The organism is Sphingomonas faeni (genome assembly GCF_040407565.1).
Lineage (GTDB): Bacteria > Pseudomonadota > Alphaproteobacteria > Sphingomonadales > Sphingomonadaceae > Sphingomonas > Sphingomonas faeni_F.
On sequence record NZ_JAPZPR010000003.1, the window covers coordinates 14643 to 31773 of the forward strand.

Sequence of the window (17131 nt, forward strand, 5' to 3'; positions counted from 1 at the left end):
TGGGCGCCCGGCATCGACGTCGCGCTTCGCTGCCGGCCGGGAGCCCACCCCTCGGTCCCCTCCCGCGAGCGGGAGGGGAGGGCAAAGGAACTACTCCGCCGCGATCTGGATGCCGTCGCTGTCGAAGCCGGGCTCCGACTGCTTCAGGTCCACATTCAGGCCGAGCGAGCGCATTTCCTTGACGAGCACGTTGAAGCTCTCCGGGATGCCGGCCTCGAACGTGTCGTCGCCCTTGACGATCGCCTCGTAGACCTTGGTGCGTCCGACCACGTCGTCCGACTTCACCGTCAGCATTTCCTGCAAGGTATACGCCGCGCCGTAGGCCTGGAGTGCCCAGACCTCCATCTCGCCGAAGCGCTGCCCACCGAACTGCGCCTTACCACCCAGCGGCTGCTGCGTGACCAGCGAGTACGGCCCGATCGACCGTGCGTGGATCTTGTCGTCGACCAGATGGTGGAGCTTCAGCATGTAGATGTAGCCCACCGTCACCTTGCGATCGAACTGATCGCCGGTGCGGCCGTCGAACAGGTCCGACTGACCCGACGTGTCGAGGCCCGCCAGCGCCAGCATCGCCGAGACGTCGGCTTCGCGGGCACCATCGAACACCGGCGTCGCCATCGGCACGCCGCCCTTCAGGTTCTTGGCCAGCTCGACGATCTCGTCACCCGTACGGGCGTCGATCTCGGCGTGATACTGCTCGCCGTACACCGTCTTGAGGCGATCGCGGACCGCCTCCGGCATCGCACCCGGCTTGGCGTCCGGATTCTCTTCACGCCACGTCTCCAGAGCCGCGGTGATCGACTGACCCAGGCCACGTGCGGCCCAGCCCAGATGAGTCTCGAAGATCTGACCGACGTTCATGCGCGACGGCACGCCCAGCGGGTTGAGCACGATATCGACCGGCGTACCGTCGGCGAGGAACGGCATGTCCTCCGCCGGCAAGATGCGGCTGATGACGCCCTTGTTGCCGTGACGGCCGGCCATCTTGTCGCCCGGCTGCAGCTTGCGCTTCACCGCGACGAACACCTTGACCATCTTCAGCACGCCCGGCGACAGCTCGTCACCACGCTCCAGCTTCTCGCGACGATCGTGGAACTTGTCCGTGATCAGCTTGGCTGCATCGTCATACTGAATCTTGACCGCTTCCAGATCGCTCTGGACCTTGTCGTCGGCGACCGCGAACTTCCACCACTCGTGGCGGTCGACACTGTCGAGCAGATCCATGTCGATCACGACGCCCTTCTTGACGCCCTTCGGCGCCGAGGTGGCGGTCTGGTCGAGCAGCATCTCGCGAAGACGCGACCAGGTCGCACGGTTCAGGATTGAACGCTCGTCGTCCGAATCCTTCTTCAGGCGCTCGATCTCCTCGCGCTCGATCGCCATCGCGCGCTCGTCCTTGTCGATGCCGTGACGGTTGAAGACGCGAACGTCGACGACCGTACCCGACACGCCCGGCGGCAGGCGAAGCGACGTATCGCGCACGTCGCTGGCCTTCTCGCCGAAGATCGCACGGAGAAGCTTCTCCTCCGGCGTCATCGGCGATTCACCCTTCGGCGTGATCTTGCCGGCGAGAATATCGCCCGGCTCGACCTCTGCACCGATGTAGACGATGCCCGCCTCGTCGAGGTTGCGAAGCGCTTCCTCGCCGACGTTCGGGATGTCGCGCGTGATGTCCTCAGGCCCGAGCTTCGTGTCGCGAGCCATCACCTCGAACTCGTCGATATGGATCGACGTGAACACGTCGTCCTTCACGATCCGCTCGGAGATCAGGATCGAATCCTCGTAGTTGTAGCCGTTCCACGGCATGAACGCGACGAGGCTGTTGCGCCCCAGCGCCAGCTCGCCGAACTCGGTCGACGGGCCGTCGGCGAGCACGTCGCCGGCACGAACCGCATCGCCCACCTTCACCAGCGGACGCTGGTTGATGCAGGTCGACTGGTTCGAGCGCTGGAACTTCATCAGCGTGTAGATGTCGACGCCCGACTTGCCGGCATCGATCTCGCCGGTCGCCCGGATCACGATACGCGCCGCGTCGACCTGGTCGACGATGCCCGCACGCTTTGCCGAGATCGCGGCGCCGGAGTCACGTGCTACGGTCTCTTCCATGCCGGTGCCGACGAACGGCGCCTCGGCCTGGACGAGCGGCACGGCCTGACGCTGCATATTCGAGCCCATCAGTGCACGGTTGGCGTCATCGTTTTCCAGGAACGGAATGAGCGATGCTGCGACCGAGACCAGCTGCTTGGGGCTGACGTCCATCAACGTGATGTTGTCGGGCAGCGCCATCAGGAATTCGCCAGCCTGACGCGACGACACCAGCTCCTCGACGAAGCCGTTCGACGAATCGAGCTCGGCGTTGGCCTGCGCGATCGTGTGCTTGGCCTCTTCCATCGCCGACAGGTACACGACGTCGTCGGTGACCTTGTGGTCGACGACCTTGCGGTACGGAGTCTCGATGAAGCCGTACTTGTTCACCCGCGAGAAGCTGGCGAGCGAGTTGATCAGGCCGATGTTCGGGCCTTCCGGCGTCTCGATCGGGCAGATGCGGCCATAATGCGTCGGATGAACGTCGCGGACTTCGAAGCCGGCGCGCTCACGCGTCAGACCACCTGGTCCAAGTGCCGACACGCGACGCTTGTGGGTGACTTCGGACAGCGGGTTGGTCTGATCCATGAACTGCGACAGCTGCGACGAGCCGAAGAATTCGCGGACCGCGGCAACCGCAGGCTTCGCGTTGATCAGGTCGTTCGGCATGACGGTCGAGACGTCGACCGACGACATGCGCTCCTTCACGGCGCGCTCCATGCGGAGCAGGCCGACGCGGTACTGGTTCTCGAGCAGCTCGCCGACCGAACGGACACGACGGTTACCGAGGTTGTCGATATCGTCGATTTCGCCCTTGCCGTCCTTGAGGTTCACGAGAGTCTTGATGACCTCGAGAATGTCCTCGGTACGCAACGTCGTCACGGTGTCCTCGACGTCGAGGTCGAGACGCATGTTGAGCTTCACGCGGCCGACGGCCGACAGGTCGTAGCGATCCGGATCGAAGAACAGACCCGAGAACAATGCCTCGGCGGTCTCCAACGTCGGCGGCTCGCCAGGGCGCATCACGCGGTAGATGTCGCTGAGCGCCTGCTCGCGCTCTTCGGCCTTGTCGACCTTGAGCGTGTTGCGGATCCACGGACCCGTCGCGACGTGATCGATGTCGAGCAGGTCGAGACGCTCGATGCCTGCCTGGTCGAGCAGTTCGAGGTTCTCGGACGTAACTTCGTCACCGGCTTCGATGTAAATGCGGCCGGTCGACTCGTCGATCAGATCATAGGCGGAATAGCGCCCGAAGATTTCCTCGGTCGGGATCAGCAGGTCGGTCAGGCCGTCCTTGAACGCCTTGTTGGCAGCGCGGGGGCTGATCTTCTGGCCGTTCGGGAACACGACTTCGCCGGTCTTCGCATCGACGATGTCGAACATCGGCTTCTGGCCGCGCCAGTTTTCGACCTGGAACGGAACGATCCAGCCACCCTGGCCGCGGACGAACGTCACGCGGTTGTAGAAATAGTTGAGGATCTCTTCCGACGTCATGCCGAGCGCATAGAGCAGCGCCGTCACGGGCAGCTTGCGCTTGCGATCGATGCGGACGTTGACGATGTCCTTCGCGTCGAACTCGAAATCGAGCCACGAACCGCGATACGGAATCACGCGTGCTGCGAAGAGGTACTTGCCCGATGCGTGCGTCTTGCCGCGATCGTGATCGAACAGCACGCCCGGCGAACGGTGCATCTGGCTGACGATGACGCGCTCGGTGCCGTTGATGAAGAACGTGCCGTTCTCGGTCATGAGCGGCATGTCGCCCATGTACACGTCCTGCTCCTTGATATCGATGACCGACTTGGCCTCGGTATCGGGATCGACCTCGAACGCGGTCAGACGCAGCGTGACGCGCATCGGCGCGGCGTAGGTGATGCCGCGCTGGCGGCATTCCTCGACGTCGAACTTCGGCGGCTCAAGGACGTAATCGTCGAAATCGAGATAGGCGGTGCCGGCGAAATCCTGGATCGGGAACACGCTGCGCAGCGTCTTCTCGAGACCCGAGACGTGGCCGATCGACTTGTCGGAGCGCAGGAACTGCTCGTAGCTCTCGCGCTGGACTTCGATCAGGTTCGGCATCTGCACGACTTCGTGGATGTTGCCGAAAACCTTGCGGATACGGCGCTTTGCAGTGCCGTGTTCGATCGCCTTGGATGCCATAGGTTTTGTTTCGCCCTATATTGCTGACAAGTCAGCCGTAAATTCGTGCCTGGGAACCCCCAAACGAGACGCACGCTAACGCCGAAAGGCCGCGCGCATCAGGTGCGGCGGCTTCCAGCGTATGAAACCTCAGTATCCAATACGATCGACACGCTGCGCGACGGCATGTCATTTCCCGGATGCTGTGGTGAGATGCGGATTTAGGGGCGGGGCGGCGTCTTGTCAACGGGAGCAAGGGCGAGCGACGCCTGCATAGGGTTGTTAACCGTCATCAGCGCTGCTGAAAATACTATAGATTAGAGAATGCCAATAGCATTAGGCGCATCCCTGGCGAGATTTCAATCGTATGTTCGGTACAGTTGAGGGCGGAATGAGCAACATGAGACCAGTATCGGACCAGGACCGGGCAAATTGGGCGCGGTTGATCCATGACCATGAACGCATTGCGGATCAATGCGCCGTACTTGTAGCGCTGTCGCAAAAGTCTCGTTCTGAGAGTGGGTTAGCATCACGCAAGCTTATCGAGCTGGCGGTCACGGTAGCCGATCATCTCGGCGTCGAGGACGAAGTGATCGATCGCACCGTGGTGGCGATGGAGGCGCATTGCTCGGCCGACGCGATCGCGATGATGGAAGAGGACCTCGATATCCTGCGCTCGGACTGGAAGGCGTTCATAGGCCGCTGGCTGCCGACGATCTCGCCGAAGGACTGGGCCGCGTTCGGGGTGCAAGCGGAGTCGATGCTCGATCGGTTGTCGCATCAAGTGAAGCTGGAGACTGAGCTGCTGTACGATCATGCGCTGCGTGATGGCGTGGTCCGCCCGGGTGGGCTGGTACTGCACTAAGCTGGAGCGGGGCGAGCTTAGGTCACGAGGCTGGGACGCATGAAGGATTGACCAGCTATACCATTCAACTGCGCTACCCCGGCGAAGGCCGGGGCCCAGTTGGAAAGGTGGCAATAACGGAGCGTTGCCCGTCGTCAGCACCGTTCCCCAACTGGGCCCGGGCCTTCGCCGGGGTGGTGCCGTCTCGGGCAATGTGGACCGCTAGCAAGGCGTCTGCGCAAGCTACCGCTTCTTCTTCTTTGACGGCACGACGACCACCGGCGCCGCCGGCACCGGCGGCTGCACGGTAACCTTCACGACCAGCGGCAACACCCCCGGATCCGCCGGATACTCCCGCCGAGCCCGCGCGAATACGAACCGGGCCTTCGCCGCCCCAGGCGCACTCTCGCTCGCGCCGACCCAGCGCCAGTGCCACGGCTCCCACTTCACATGCTGCTTGTTCCCACCGGGGAAGCTCTGCTCGAACCCGAACCGCGGCGCGTTCAGTCGCAGCCAGCGCGCCGCAGGCGTCGCGGCCATGCAGGCCTCCGCATCGGGACACCCGTTCGCCGGACGCACCGCGAAGTCCAAGGCGTAACCGGTCGAATGCTCGCTATACCCCGGCGGTGCGACCGAGATCGCGCGGTCGGCCGGACTGCTCGTCGCGCCGCGGCAGAACACGCTGCGCTGGCGGGCGATCGACCGCTGACACGATAGCGCGCGGAGCTGGCCCATCACCGAAGGATCACCCTGCGCCGCCGCGAACAGCCGCAGCAGGTCGGGCAGGATGTCGGCGCGCACCACGCACGGATTGCCCACCGAGTATTCCGACGGAAGCGTCACCAGCTCGGTTTCGGGTGCATCGCCATACGGCAGATGTCCGAACGCGCGACCGTCCGGCGCGATCGCCGCGCTCTGCCCCTCGCACAACTGGGCCTCTGCGACGGTCGGGGCGAAGAGGAGCGCGAGGGCCAGCGTGCGGTGCAACATCGACGCGGGCTCTGGCACGCAGGCGCTAATGATGGCAAGGGCGGCGCCATGCATGGTGAACGCGTACTCTTCCTCGACGGCGAGGCCCTGGTGATCGACAAGCCCGCAGGGCTGCCGGTCGATCCGCCCCGCGATGGCTCGCTGAGCCTCGAAAATCATCTCGAAAGCCTGAAGTTCGGCTTCCAGCGTTGGCCGAAGGCGGTGCACCGGCTCGACCGCGACACAAGCGGCTGCCTGCTCCTGTCGCGCAACCCCAAGGCGCATGCCCGGTTGCAGCAGGCGTTCGAGCAGGGCCTCGTCTCGAAGCGCTATGTCGCGTTGCTCGACGGCGTGGTAGACGGGACGTCCGGCCTGATCGAGATGGCGCTCGGCAAGGTCAGCACCGCCGAGACCGGCTGGCGGATGGTCGAGGACCCGAACGGCAAGAAGTCGCGCACCAACTGGCGTGTGCTGGAGATCAAGGATGGTCGCTCGCTGGTCGAGTTCCTGCCCGAGACCGGCCGCACGCATCAGATCCGTGTCCACGCGGCCAGCGGCCTCGGCGCGCCGGTAGTCGGTGACGGCGTCTACGGCAAGGCGGACGGCCTCGGCATGATGCTCCATGCACAGCGCCTGATCGTGCCGCGTCCGGGCAAGCCCGACGTGCTCGCCGAAGCGCCGCTGCCCGAGCGCTTCGCCAAGGCGGGTTTTGCCGACGAGGCTGTTCCGGTTGCCGACGTTGCTCCGACTGCCGACGCGGTAACGACGCCCGACTCCACCGACGGCTGAGAGCCGAGGGCAGGGGCTTATGGTCGCGATCCCGATCACCCGATCGATCTCGATCGACGACAGCGAACTGATCGAGAGCACCACCCGCTCGGGCGGTCCCGGCGGTCAGCACGTCAACACCACCGACAGCGCGGTGATCCTACGCTTCGACGTCGGCCTCTCGCCCGGCCTGCCGCTTGCAGTGAAGAACCGCATCGCCGTGCTGGCCGGATCGCGCCTCACGCGCGACGGCGTCCTGGTACTGCGCAGCGAAGGTTCGCGGTCGCAACTCCTCAACCGGCAGGAAGTCCGCGAGCGCCTCGTCGCGTTGATCAAGGAAGCGACGATCGTCCCCAAGGCACGACGCGCGACCAAGCCGTCCAAGGCGGCGAAGGCGCGGCGGGTCGACACGAAGAAGGTGCGGAGCGGAGTCAAGGCGGGGCGCGCCAAGGTGCGCGACGATTGATCCTGTCCGCAACCGGCCCATCTAGGGCGCCGACGAAGGAAGACGACATGTACCAGTTCGATATTGCCGCCGGCACCAAGGCCGATCTCTACCGCGACCTGCTCGCCGCACTCGACGCGCTGACAGCGGACGAGCGCGATCCGATCGCCAACATGGCGAATGCGGCGGCGCTGGTGTGGGAATATTTGCCGGATCTGAATTGGGCCGGGTTCTACCGATTTCTGCCCGACGATGGCGGCGAGCTTGTGCTCGGGCCGTTCCAGGGCAAGGTCGCCTGCATCCGCATCCCGGTCGGCAAGGGCGTCTGCGGTGCCGCGGCGGCGACGTTGACCACGCAACTGGTCGAGGACGTGCACGCGTTTCCGGGTCATATCGCGTGCGATGCCGCGAGCCGGTCGGAGCTGGTGGTGCCGGTGACGAAGAACGGCGTCCTGTTCGGGGTGCTCGATCTCGATAGCCCCGAACCCGCGCGGTTCGATGCCGAGGACGCGTCCGGGTGCGAGGCGCTGGCGGCGTTGCTCGGGTCACGCCTCTAGCCTAGCCACCTGATCCGTTTCGGGACAGCACGTTCGCTGGTGGCAGCCCCGGAGCTTTGGTAAGCAACCCGTTAAGACATCTCGCGTTTGCGCGGGATCGGGTGGCGGAACCAGGGAGACGGACATGCGGAGCGTTTTGATTGCGAGCGCGGGCCTCGCGCTGATCGGCGGCGGCACGGCCGAGGCGCAGCAGCGGCCCGGCACGAGCTACGGCATGCCCGGCGCAACGATGCAGGCGCCGATGATGGACCCGCGCCGGCCCGGTCCGATCGTGGCGAACCGTCCCGTCGTCAGCACATCGACGCAGGCTTTACCGCACCGCCAGCCGCGCTGGGGCAGCAAGATCGGCGGACGCTGGTGGGGCGGCGCCAACGCGCCCGGCGGCTGGGCCGCGTATCGCCGGCCGCACCGTGGCTGGGCCGTGCCGGGCTATTGGAATGCGCCGCGCTTCCAGGTCGGCGACTGGGCGACGTACGACCTTCCGCAGCCGCCGCAGGGCTATAACTGGGTGCGATATTACGACGATGCGGTGCTGATCGACCCGCGCGGATCGGTCTATGACACGGTCAACGACGTCGATTGGGATCGCTCCGATTCCGGCGGCTATCCAGCGATCAGCCCGCGCGACTATGCGGCCAACGACACGGTCTATGCCGGGCCGGGCGAGCGTGGCTATGACGACCGTCCCGTACCCCGGCGCGACACCGGTCTGGGTGGCGCGGCGATCGGAGCGGTCGCGGGCGGTGTCGCGGGCAACGTCATCGCCGGGCGCAACAATCGTCTCGGCGGTACGCTGATCGGCGCGGGCGTCGGTGCGGCGGCGGGGTACGCGATCGACAAGACCGAGGACCGTGGCCGGCGTGCGCCGCCGCCACCCCGTCCGGAGTATACGCGTCCGGAATACGCACGTCCGGAATACGCACGGCCGGAATACGCGCATTCGGCGTATCGCGGCTCGGAATACGGGGCGAGTTATGCGCCGCCGTCCGCCTATGCTGCCGATTATCCGCCGCCGCCGCCGCCCTATCGCGGGGACGATCGTCAGCCGCGCAGCTACACGGTCGCGCCCGGTGGCAATTGGGTATCGCCGGACGGCCTGACGACCGTCACGACGACCAGCGGCGGTACGTATCCGGCCGGATCGACGACGGTCGTCGTGCAGTCCGCTCCGGTAACGACCACCACGACGACCACCGAATATTACGAGACAGTGGCGTCGCCGCGGCGCAAACTGCTTCGGCGGCGCTAGTCGTGTCTTAGCCGAGCATGCCGGCATAGGTTTGTGGCGGCGTCGGCAGCGTCAGGCGCGCGGCGAGTCCACCGCAGATGGTGATCGCCAGCGCTGTTCCGCCGATGGCCAGGGTCTTCCTTGGCGGGGCGCGGTCCGTCAGAAGAACGATCGCGAGCGCGGTCGCGATCATTGGCCAGAGGTGATAGCGCAGGTCCGAGGCGATGCTGAGCACACCGAAGCTCGCCTCCAGCGTGAGTGCGGAGACGAGCAGCGCCAGCGCGAAATCGCGTGCCTGACCGGGCGGGCGCGACCGGCACGCGGCCAGTCCGGTGATCGCGACGACGATCCAGGCGATCGGCCAGCCCAGCGGCGTCTCGACGATCGTGCCGGTTGCCCTCTCCCATGCGGCGGCCGCGGCGCCGGGGTTGGGCAGGCCGATCGTGTTCGGCTCGGACGCGCTCGGGGGCGCGGCGCTCGGCCAGTGGAACGGCACCAGCCAGCGATCGGTCGAGTTCAGGTGCGCGATCCGGTGCTCGGCGTAGGCGATCGGGTGGTGCAGCGCCGATCCGGCGAGCGTGACGTAGAGCGCGCCGGTCGGCAGCGCCCGCAAGCGTGCCATCGTCGTTCCGCAATGCGCGTCGTCGCCGAGCGGATCCCAGAAGAACGGCGAGGCGCAACGGCGTGCTATCACGGTGGCGGCTTCGGCGCGCGTCAGCCCGATCGCTTCGCCGTTTGGCACGCGCGCCGCGATCCCCGCGAGGTCGAACAGCGCCTGCGTCGATTCCACGCCACTGCGTTGCGCGCCGAGCAGCTGGTGGTTGATCACCGGTGCGACGCCGAGCACGGCGACGACTGCGATCAGGCCGGTAACGGTCTTTGCGACGAGACCGGCGGGGCGCGGCGCGAGCACCATCACCAGCGGGACGACGAAGAACACGGCGTTCGCGCGGACCAGGACCGCGTATGCGAGCAGCACCGTGACCGGGATCAACGCCGCGCGCGAGACCGGGCGTCCGGTGAGCCGATACCAGCCGACGATGCCGAGCGCCGCGAGCAGGGCCCCGGTCAGTTGCGCGTCCTTGAGGACGATGCCCTGCCAGCCGAGGAATGGCGGGAGCAGGCCGATGACGATGATCGCCACCGCGCTGCGACTCCGTCCGGTTCGCGCGAGTGCGGCGGCGAACAGCCCCAGACCGACCCAATAGGTGACGATCTGCAGAACCAGCATCGGCGTCGCGCCCGTGCCGAGTGGGGTGAGCAGCGCCCAGATACGCGCCATCGCCGGCGGGTGCCAATCGTCGTAGACGCCCGACAGGACTTGGCGATATTGCGCGACGGTGTCGTACATCGCGGTGCCCGGCCAGAACAGCGCGAGCGAGGCGATGCACAGCGCGGCTGCGGCTATGGCGATGTAGCGCTGTTGGGGGCGAGCGGCAGGTTCGATCGGCATTCGCGGGTCCTGCACGTTGAGGTCTTAGCCGCGAGATCCCTCCAGCCGGACCTGATGGCTGGCGCGACCTTTCGGTGCGTCACACGCGACGGTCAAGAGAGATAGGGCCGCAACGGGATGGATTGCCCGGATCGGTCGGTCGGCGGGATATCGCTGGTACAGGGCCGCTAGCATGCCTGCCATCACACCTAGTCATCCTGACGAAAGTCAGGATCCAGAGTTAAAGCGGGCTGCGGGCGGTATCCTGAATCCTGACTTTCGTCAGGATGACGGAAAAACGCGGCGTACCAACGTCAAATTCTCCCCCACCAAGGGGGTGGCTGGCGCTTGCCAGACGGAGGGGAGGTAAGCGACCACGCCTGCTTCGTAACCTCCGCCTCCGTCACCTTCGGTGCCACCTCCCCCTTGCGGGGGAGGATCAGAAGATCAGTAGTGGATCGCCCGGCCGTACGCGGCCAGCACGCTCTCGTGCATCATCTCGCTCAGCGTCGGATGCGCGAACACCGTCTCCATCAGCTCGGCCTCGGTCGTCTCGAGCTGGCGTGCGACGACATAGCCCTGGATCAGCTCGGTGACTTCCGCGCCGACCATGTGCGCGCCGAGCAGCTCGCCCGTCTTCGCGTCGAACACCGTCTTTACGAAGCCTTCGGCCTCGCCCAGAGCGATCGCCTTGCCGTTGCCGATGAAGGGGAACTTGCCGACCTTCAGCTCGTAGCCGGCTTCCTTCGCCTTCGCCTCGGTCATGCCGACCGACGCAACCTGCGGGCGCGAATAGGTGCAGCCGGGGATGTTGGCCTTGTCCATCTGGTGCGGCGACCCGCCGGCGATCTTCTCGACCGCGATGATGCCCTCGTGGCTTGCCTTGTGCGCGAGCCAGGGCGCGCCGGTGACGTCGCCGATCGCCCAGATGCCGTCGACGTTGGTGCGGCCATAGCCGTCGGTCTTGATATGCCCGCGGTCGGTCTCGACGCCCAAAGCCTCCAGCCCGATATTCTCGGTGTTGGGGACGATGCCGATCGCGATGATCGCGTGGCTGAAGGTCTCTTCCGAAACCTTGCCGTCCCCATCCTTAGTCTTGGGGCCCTTGATCTTGGCCGTGACGCCGTTCGCCGTGGGGACGAGACCTTCGAGGCCGGTCTGGGTCAGCAGCTTGATGCCCTGCTTGGTCAAAGCCTTGTCCATGAACGCGGAGACTTCCTCGTCCTCGACGGGGAGGATCCGCGGGAGCATCTCGACGATCGTCACGTCGGCGCCCATGTCGTTGTAAAAGCTGGCGAACTCGACGCCGATCGCGCCCGAGCCGATGACCAGCAGCTTGGTCGGCATCTCGGTCGGCACCATCGCATGGCGGTAGGTCCAGATCCGCTCGCCGTCGGCCTTCGCGAACGGCAGGTCGCGCGCGCGAGCGCCGGTAGCGACGATGATGTTCTTGGCTTCGAGTTCGACGGTCTTGTCGCCCTGCTTGACGCTGAGCTTGCCCCCAGTCTTACCGGCGCCCGTGACGGTGCCGACGCCCTCGACGACGGTCACCTTGTTCTTCTTCATCAGGCCCTTGACGCCCGCGTTCAGCTGGCCCGCGACCTTGCGCGAGCGGTCGACTATCTTGGCGAGATCGAAGCCGACATTGTCCGCCTTGAGGCCATAGCTCTCGGCGTTCTGCATGTAGTGGTAGATTTCCGAGGTGCGGAGCAGCGCCTTGGTCGGGATGCAGCCCCAGTTGAGGCAGATACCGCCCAGCCGCTCGCGCTCGACGATCGCGACCTTGAGGCCGAGTTGCGACGCACGGATCGCGGCGACATAGCCGCCGGGGCCCGAGCCGAGGATGACGAGATCATAGGTATCAGCCACGGTAAATCCTTCGATTCAATTGGTTTCGGGCGGCACGGGCCGGGGTTTGCGGTCGTCGCCGACCGCAACGAAGATGAAGCGCGCCTGGGTCACCTTGCAACTGTCGTTGCTATGGCGAGCGCGGCGCCACGCCTCGACCTCGATCGTCATCGAGGTACGGCCGACCGTGATCAGTTCGGCGTAGACGGACACCTCGTCGCCGACGACGACGGGCATGTGGAACTTCATTGCGTCCGCCGCGATCGTGACCGCACGGCCGCCGCTACGCCGCGAGGCGACCGAACCGGCCGCGAGATCCATCTGGCCCATCAGCCAGCCGCCGAAGATGTCGCCATACGGGTTGGCGTCGGCGGGCATCGCGGTGACGCGGATCGTCGGAGCCTTGTTGGGGGGCAGGTCGGTCACGCTTCACTCCTGCGGGTCGTTTGGTCGAGACGGCGGGCGCGGCGCAACGGCCCCACGCCCATCAGCACGGTCGCGACCATCGCCGCTGCCCCGCACGACCAGATCACGTCCTGCCCGAGCGGATAGGACCATGCCGCCGCCCAGGTGATCGCGATTGCGACTACGAGGCCTGCGAGGATGTGCAGGATCTCGATGGTCGTCTTCTTCATGTAGAACACCCCCCTAAACCGTTCGTGCCGAGTGCAGTCGAGGTACATGAGTCTCATGCCCTTCGACTTCGCTCAGGGCGAACGGAGTGGGGGAGGTGAAGTCCATGTCCGTCAGCTTACGCCAGCATGCCCAGCGGGTTCTCGACCAGATGCTTGAATGCCTTCATGAACTGCGCACCGTCAGCACCGTCGATCGCGCGATGATCGAAGCTGCCGGTCGCCGACATGACGGTCGCCACGGTCAGTTCGTCGCCGACCACGTACGGACGCTTCTCGCCCGCACCGACCGCGAGGATCATCGCCTGCGGCGGGTTGATGACCGCATCGAATTGCGTGATGCCGAACATGCCCATGTTGCTGATCGAGGCGGTACCGCCCTGATATTCCTCAGGCTTCAGCTTGCCGTCACGCGCACGGCCGGCAAGGTCCTTCATCTGCGTCGAGATCGACGACAGCGATGCAGTGTCCGCACCGACGATGATCGGCGTGATCAGCCCCGATGGCGTGCTCACCGCGACCGAGATGTCGGCGCGCTGGAAGGTGATCAGCTGGTCGGGCGTGAACATCACGTTGCAGGTCGGGACCTGCATGAGCGCGACGGCCTGCGCCTTGATCAGCAGGTCGTTGACCGACAGCTTCACGCCGCGCGATTCGAGGCTCTTGTTCAAGTCACCACGCAGCTTGAGCAGCGCATCGAGGCGGATGTTCACCGTCAGGTAGATGTGGGGAACGGTCTGCTTCGACTCGGTCAGGCGCCGCGCGATCGTCTTCCGGACGTTGCTGAGCTTGGTCGACTCGTGCGGGATATCCGGCACGGTCGCAGGCTTGGCGGCAGGCGCCAGAGCAGCAGACGCGGTCGGCGCAGCAGTTTCGGTCTTCGCAGCAGCGGGAGCCGCACCCGGCTTCGCGCTCTCGACGTCGGCCTTGACGATACGACCCTTGGGGCCGGAACCCGACACGGCACCGAGATCGATACCCTTGTCGGCGGCGAGACGGCGGGCGAGCGGGCTCGCCTTGACGCGCTCACCGCTTGCCGCCGGCTTGGCTGCACCGGCGTCGTCGGGACGACCGTGATCTTCGGCCGAGGCTTCGGTCCGCTCGACCGGCTTGGCTTCGCTACCCGTGTCGTTCGGATCCTTGGGATCGGGCTTGGCTTCCGATTCCTTTGCGGCGGGCTCGGGCGTTTCGCTCTTGGTCGGCGCCGAGACGGACGACGCGTCCTCACCCTCTTCGGCGATGATCGCGATGACGGTGCCGACCTTCACGTTGTCGGTGCCTTCTGCGACGAGGATCTTGACCACGGTGCCTTCGTCGACGGCTTCGAATTCCATCGTCGCCTTGTCGGTTTCGATTTCGGCCATCAGGTCGCCGGATTTCACGACGTCGCCTTCCTTGATCAACCATTTGGCGAGGGTACCCTCCTCCATGGTCGGGGACAGCGCAGGCATCTTGATCTCGATCGACATGGATTTCCCCAGGGCGTGACGTAACGGCATGCCTACTCGCGCCCTCGTCCGCTCGGGTCAACCCCGACGCACTTGCGTATCGACCCGCTGCGGCCCAATTACCGGTGATAACGGGGGCGAAAATGCGCATTTATCTGGTGGTTATCGACGACAGTCCGGAAGCTGGGATCGCACTGCGTTTCGCGGCCCGGCGCGCGGTGAAGACCGGCGGCGGGGTGGAAATCCTGACCGTGATCCCGCCGCAGGAGTTCATCGCGTTCGGTGGCGTCCAGGCGACGATCGAGGAGGAAGCGCGGCTGCATGCTGAGGGGCTGGTCGCCGGTGCCGCGGGTACGCTGCTCGAGGAGTCCGGCCTGCGTCCTTCGATTACCGTGCGCGAGGGCGAGAGCCCGAAGATCATCCGCGAGATGATTGCGGCGAACCCGGATATCGCCGCGCTGGTGCTGGGCGCAGCGGCGACCGGGGCGCCCGGGCAGCTCATCGCACATTTCGCGGGTACGGATGCAGGGGCGTTGCCGGTGCCGGTGATGATCATCCCGGGTTCGCTGACGCGCGAGGCGATCGACCGGCTCAGCTGACCGTTTTCACCGTGCTGCCGGAGGTGTGGGTCGACAGAAGCCCTTCGACCTTCTCGATTCCAACCGATGTGAGCTGGAGCGCGCCACACTCCGGATCGCACGGTTCCAACAGCTGTTTGGACTGAAGTACGCGAATCCAGCGGCTCAGCGTCGTGCGTGAGAGCTGCGACCGGTTTGCGATCATATCCAGTGTCGCGATCTGGCTTTCGGCTTCCGCGACGTACACGATCAATAGCGCGGTCCATGCGTGATCCGCAAAGAGATCCGAACCAAGCGTGGAATTTCGTGCACCCATGACGCGCAACAGGTCCTGTGCCCGGCGCCACAGGCGGTGAGGCATGGGATCCTTGTCGACAAAATCTGTCAGAGTCGGAAGGGTCGAGAACGTTCCGACGAGATGCTCAACGCCGGCGCTACCGAGTCGCGACACTTGAACTTCGACTGGAATTATCGCTCCTTCGCCGCCAAGATAACGCTTTCTGATGCGCGCGGAGCGTGCGTTCGGTTGCAGTGCCATAATCTGTGCGAGGTTATTCGCCAGGTCACCAGGGTGGGTTATCGCGGTGAAACTCATACCGACCAGCTGCTTCTGCGTGCGTTGCAACAGGGTTGCGACGGATTCGTCTATCGCCTGGATGACGCCTTCGCCGTTGGACATTGAGTGGCCAATGATCATCTCGGTTCCCGTAACGCGAGCTGCACATCTACCAACTGCGCAAAGAAATCTCAAACATGGATCATGATATATCGATCGTAACATTCTGTTACGACCCGATAATGCTTTATGGCGACTGTTACGAGAAGATGTCGGTATCGGCTTGAGTTGAGGGGCGGATCGGGCCAACGTCCAGTTATGCCCGTCTTTGCCATACCGCTGCTTCTTGCCGCCGCCGCCGCTTCTTCATCACCCTCGACGATCCGCCTGAAAGCCGACGTCACGACCATGGTCGGGTTCGGCACGCGCCACACCGCCTCGACGACGACGGATCCGAAGCGCGGCATCGGCGCCGCGCGAACCTGGGCTGTACAGCGTTTTGCGGCAATCGGCGCATCCTGTGGCGGCTGCATCACCGTCGAGCGGATATCGCGTCGATTCACCGGTCCCCGTGCACCGACCGGCGTCCTGGTCGAGGATGTGCTGGGCATCCAGAAGGGCCGCGATCCGAACCGCGTCGTGATCGTCGGCGCGCATATCGACAGCCGCGTCACCGATGTGATGAACGCGACCTCCGATGCGCCCGGCGCGAACGACAACGCGTCGGGCGTCGCGCTGGTGCTCGAGGCAGCGCGGTTGCTGTCGCAGCGGCAGTTCGACGCGACGATCGTCTATGCGGTGTTCTCGGGCGAGGAGCAGGGCCTGTGGGGTGCCGAACTGCTCGCCGACACAGCCAAGGTCCGCGGCTGGCAGGTCTCGGCAATGCTGAACAACGATATCGTCGGCAACACGGTGGGGCAGGGCGGTGTTCGCGTCGCCGACAAGGTGCGCGTGTTTTCAGAAGGCATCCGCGCCTCGGAAGATCTGGTTGCGCAGCAGGGCCGCCGCGCCGAGGGGGGCGAGGACGATGGTCCAAGCCGCGCGCTGGCCAAGGCGATCGACGGGATCGCCGGCGGCATTCCCGGTGGGCTTGACGTGAAGCTCGACCGCCGACCGGACCGGTTCGGCCGTGGCGGCGATCACGAGCCTTTCCTCAAGCTCGGTTACCCCGCCGTACGCTTTTCGGTCGCGGCGGAGAATTGGGACCGGCAGCATCAGGATCTGCGTACCGAACAGGGCGTCGTTTACGGCGACACGATCGAGGGCATGGATTTCCCGTACCTCGCAAAGGTGACGGCAATCAATGTCGCGACCTTGGCGCGGATCGCCGCTGCGCCATCAGCGCCCGAGGAGGTTTCGATAGCCGGAGCCTTGTCGCGCGACACGACGGTCAAATGGAACGCTGTGACCGGCGCCGCAGGCTACCGCGTCCGCTGGCGCCGCAACGATGTGCAGGGCTGGACCGATTCGCGGGACGTCACCGGCACGCAGACCGTCCTGCAGCAGGTTCCGGTGGACGATAATTTCGTCGGCGTATCCGCACTGTCGGCCGATGGAGCGGAGAGCGTAGTCAGCTTCGCGGGGCGCGAACGACGGCGTTGA

Annotated in this window: 15 protein-coding genes; 7 read left to right on the plus strand and 8 right to left on the minus strand. The window is 65.3% G+C overall.

Annotation, left to right across the window (positions count from 1 at the left end; translation table 11 throughout):
- Positions 1-90: 90 nt before the first annotated feature.
- Positions 91-4245: a DNA-directed RNA polymerase subunit beta gene (gene rpoB, locus O6Y00_RS06835; protein WP_060526672.1), complete on the minus strand. Its 4155-nt coding sequence runs from the start codon at positions 4243-4245 to the stop codon at positions 91-93.
- A gap of 379 nt (positions 4246-4624) precedes the next feature.
- Here rpoB and O6Y00_RS06840 point away from each other — a divergent pair, with 379 nt between their 5' ends.
- The gene (locus O6Y00_RS06840) at positions 4625-5089 is read left to right on the plus strand and encodes a hemerythrin domain-containing protein (protein ID WP_353441864.1); all 465 of its coding nucleotides are present in this window, start codon (positions 4625-4627) and stop codon (positions 5087-5089) included.
- Between the two features lie 222 nt (positions 5090-5311).
- On the opposite strand, the gene O6Y00_RS06845 is transcribed toward O6Y00_RS06840, so the two are convergent.
- A complete protein-coding gene (locus O6Y00_RS06845) occupies positions 5312-6058 on the minus strand; it encodes a M15 family metallopeptidase (protein WP_353441865.1) in 747 nt (248 codons plus the stop codon).
- 48 nt (positions 6059-6106) lie between these two features.
- Between O6Y00_RS06845 and O6Y00_RS06850 the strand changes: the two genes are divergently transcribed.
- From O6Y00_RS06850 to O6Y00_RS06865, 4 genes are all read left to right on the plus strand, one after another.
- Complete coding sequence (locus O6Y00_RS06850) at positions 6107-6826, plus strand: RluA family pseudouridine synthase (RefSeq protein WP_353441866.1); 720 nt, start codon at positions 6107-6109, stop codon at positions 6824-6826.
- A gap of 19 nt (positions 6827-6845) precedes the next feature.
- Positions 6846-7271, plus strand: a complete 426-nt coding sequence (gene arfB / locus O6Y00_RS06855; protein WP_353441867.1) for an alternative ribosome rescue aminoacyl-tRNA hydrolase ArfB — start codon at positions 6846-6848, stop codon at positions 7269-7271.
- A gap of 47 nt (positions 7272-7318) precedes the next feature.
- Complete coding sequence (locus O6Y00_RS06860; RefSeq protein ID WP_353441868.1) at positions 7319-7807, plus strand: GAF domain-containing protein; 489 nt, start codon at positions 7319-7321, stop codon at positions 7805-7807.
- 124 nt (positions 7808-7931) lie between these two features.
- On the plus strand, positions 7932-9056 hold the full coding sequence (locus O6Y00_RS06865) for an RcnB family protein (RefSeq protein ID WP_353441869.1): 1125 nt from the start codon (positions 7932-7934) through the stop codon (positions 9054-9056).
- A gap of 7 nt (positions 9057-9063) precedes the next feature.
- On the opposite strand, the gene O6Y00_RS06870 is transcribed toward O6Y00_RS06865, so the two are convergent.
- The 5 genes from O6Y00_RS06870 to O6Y00_RS06890 form a co-directional block, all read right to left on the minus strand.
- The gene (locus O6Y00_RS06870; RefSeq protein WP_353441870.1) at positions 9064-10488 is read right to left on the minus strand and encodes a hypothetical protein; all 1425 of its coding nucleotides are present in this window, start codon (positions 10486-10488) and stop codon (positions 9064-9066) included.
- A 426-nt stretch (positions 10489-10914) separates the two neighbouring features.
- On the minus strand, positions 10915-12336 hold the full coding sequence (gene lpdA, locus O6Y00_RS06875; protein WP_353441871.1) for a dihydrolipoyl dehydrogenase: 1422 nt from the start codon (positions 12334-12336) through the stop codon (positions 10915-10917).
- A 15-nt stretch (positions 12337-12351) separates the two neighbouring features.
- The gene (locus O6Y00_RS06880; protein ID WP_353442241.1) at positions 12352-12693 is read right to left on the minus strand and encodes an acyl-CoA thioesterase; all 342 of its coding nucleotides are present in this window, start codon (positions 12691-12693) and stop codon (positions 12352-12354) included.
- A gap of 44 nt (positions 12694-12737) precedes the next feature.
- Positions 12738-12950, minus strand: coding sequence for a hypothetical protein (locus tag O6Y00_RS06885; protein WP_353441872.1), 213 nt, complete (start codon positions 12948-12950; stop codon positions 12738-12740).
- Between the two features lie 116 nt (positions 12951-13066).
- On the minus strand, positions 13067-14416 hold the full coding sequence (locus O6Y00_RS06890; protein ID WP_353441873.1) for a pyruvate dehydrogenase complex dihydrolipoamide acetyltransferase: 1350 nt from the start codon (positions 14414-14416) through the stop codon (positions 13067-13069).
- 122 nt (positions 14417-14538) lie between these two features.
- Between O6Y00_RS06890 and O6Y00_RS06895 the strand changes: the two genes are divergently transcribed.
- Positions 14539-14994, plus strand: coding sequence for a universal stress protein (locus O6Y00_RS06895; protein WP_353441874.1), 456 nt, complete (start codon positions 14539-14541; stop codon positions 14992-14994).
- Here O6Y00_RS06895 and O6Y00_RS06900 read toward each other — a convergent pair.
- Positions 14987-15670: a PAS domain-containing protein gene (locus O6Y00_RS06900; RefSeq protein WP_353441875.1), complete on the minus strand. Its 684-nt coding sequence runs from the start codon at positions 15668-15670 to the stop codon at positions 14987-14989. The genes O6Y00_RS06895 and O6Y00_RS06900 overlap by 8 nt on opposite strands.
- A 177-nt stretch (positions 15671-15847) precedes the next feature.
- On the opposite strand from O6Y00_RS06900, the gene O6Y00_RS06905 reads away from it, so the two are divergent.
- The gene (locus O6Y00_RS06905) at positions 15848-17131 is read left to right on the plus strand and encodes a M20/M25/M40 family metallo-hydrolase (protein WP_353441876.1); all 1284 of its coding nucleotides are present in this window, start codon (positions 15848-15850) and stop codon (positions 17129-17131) included.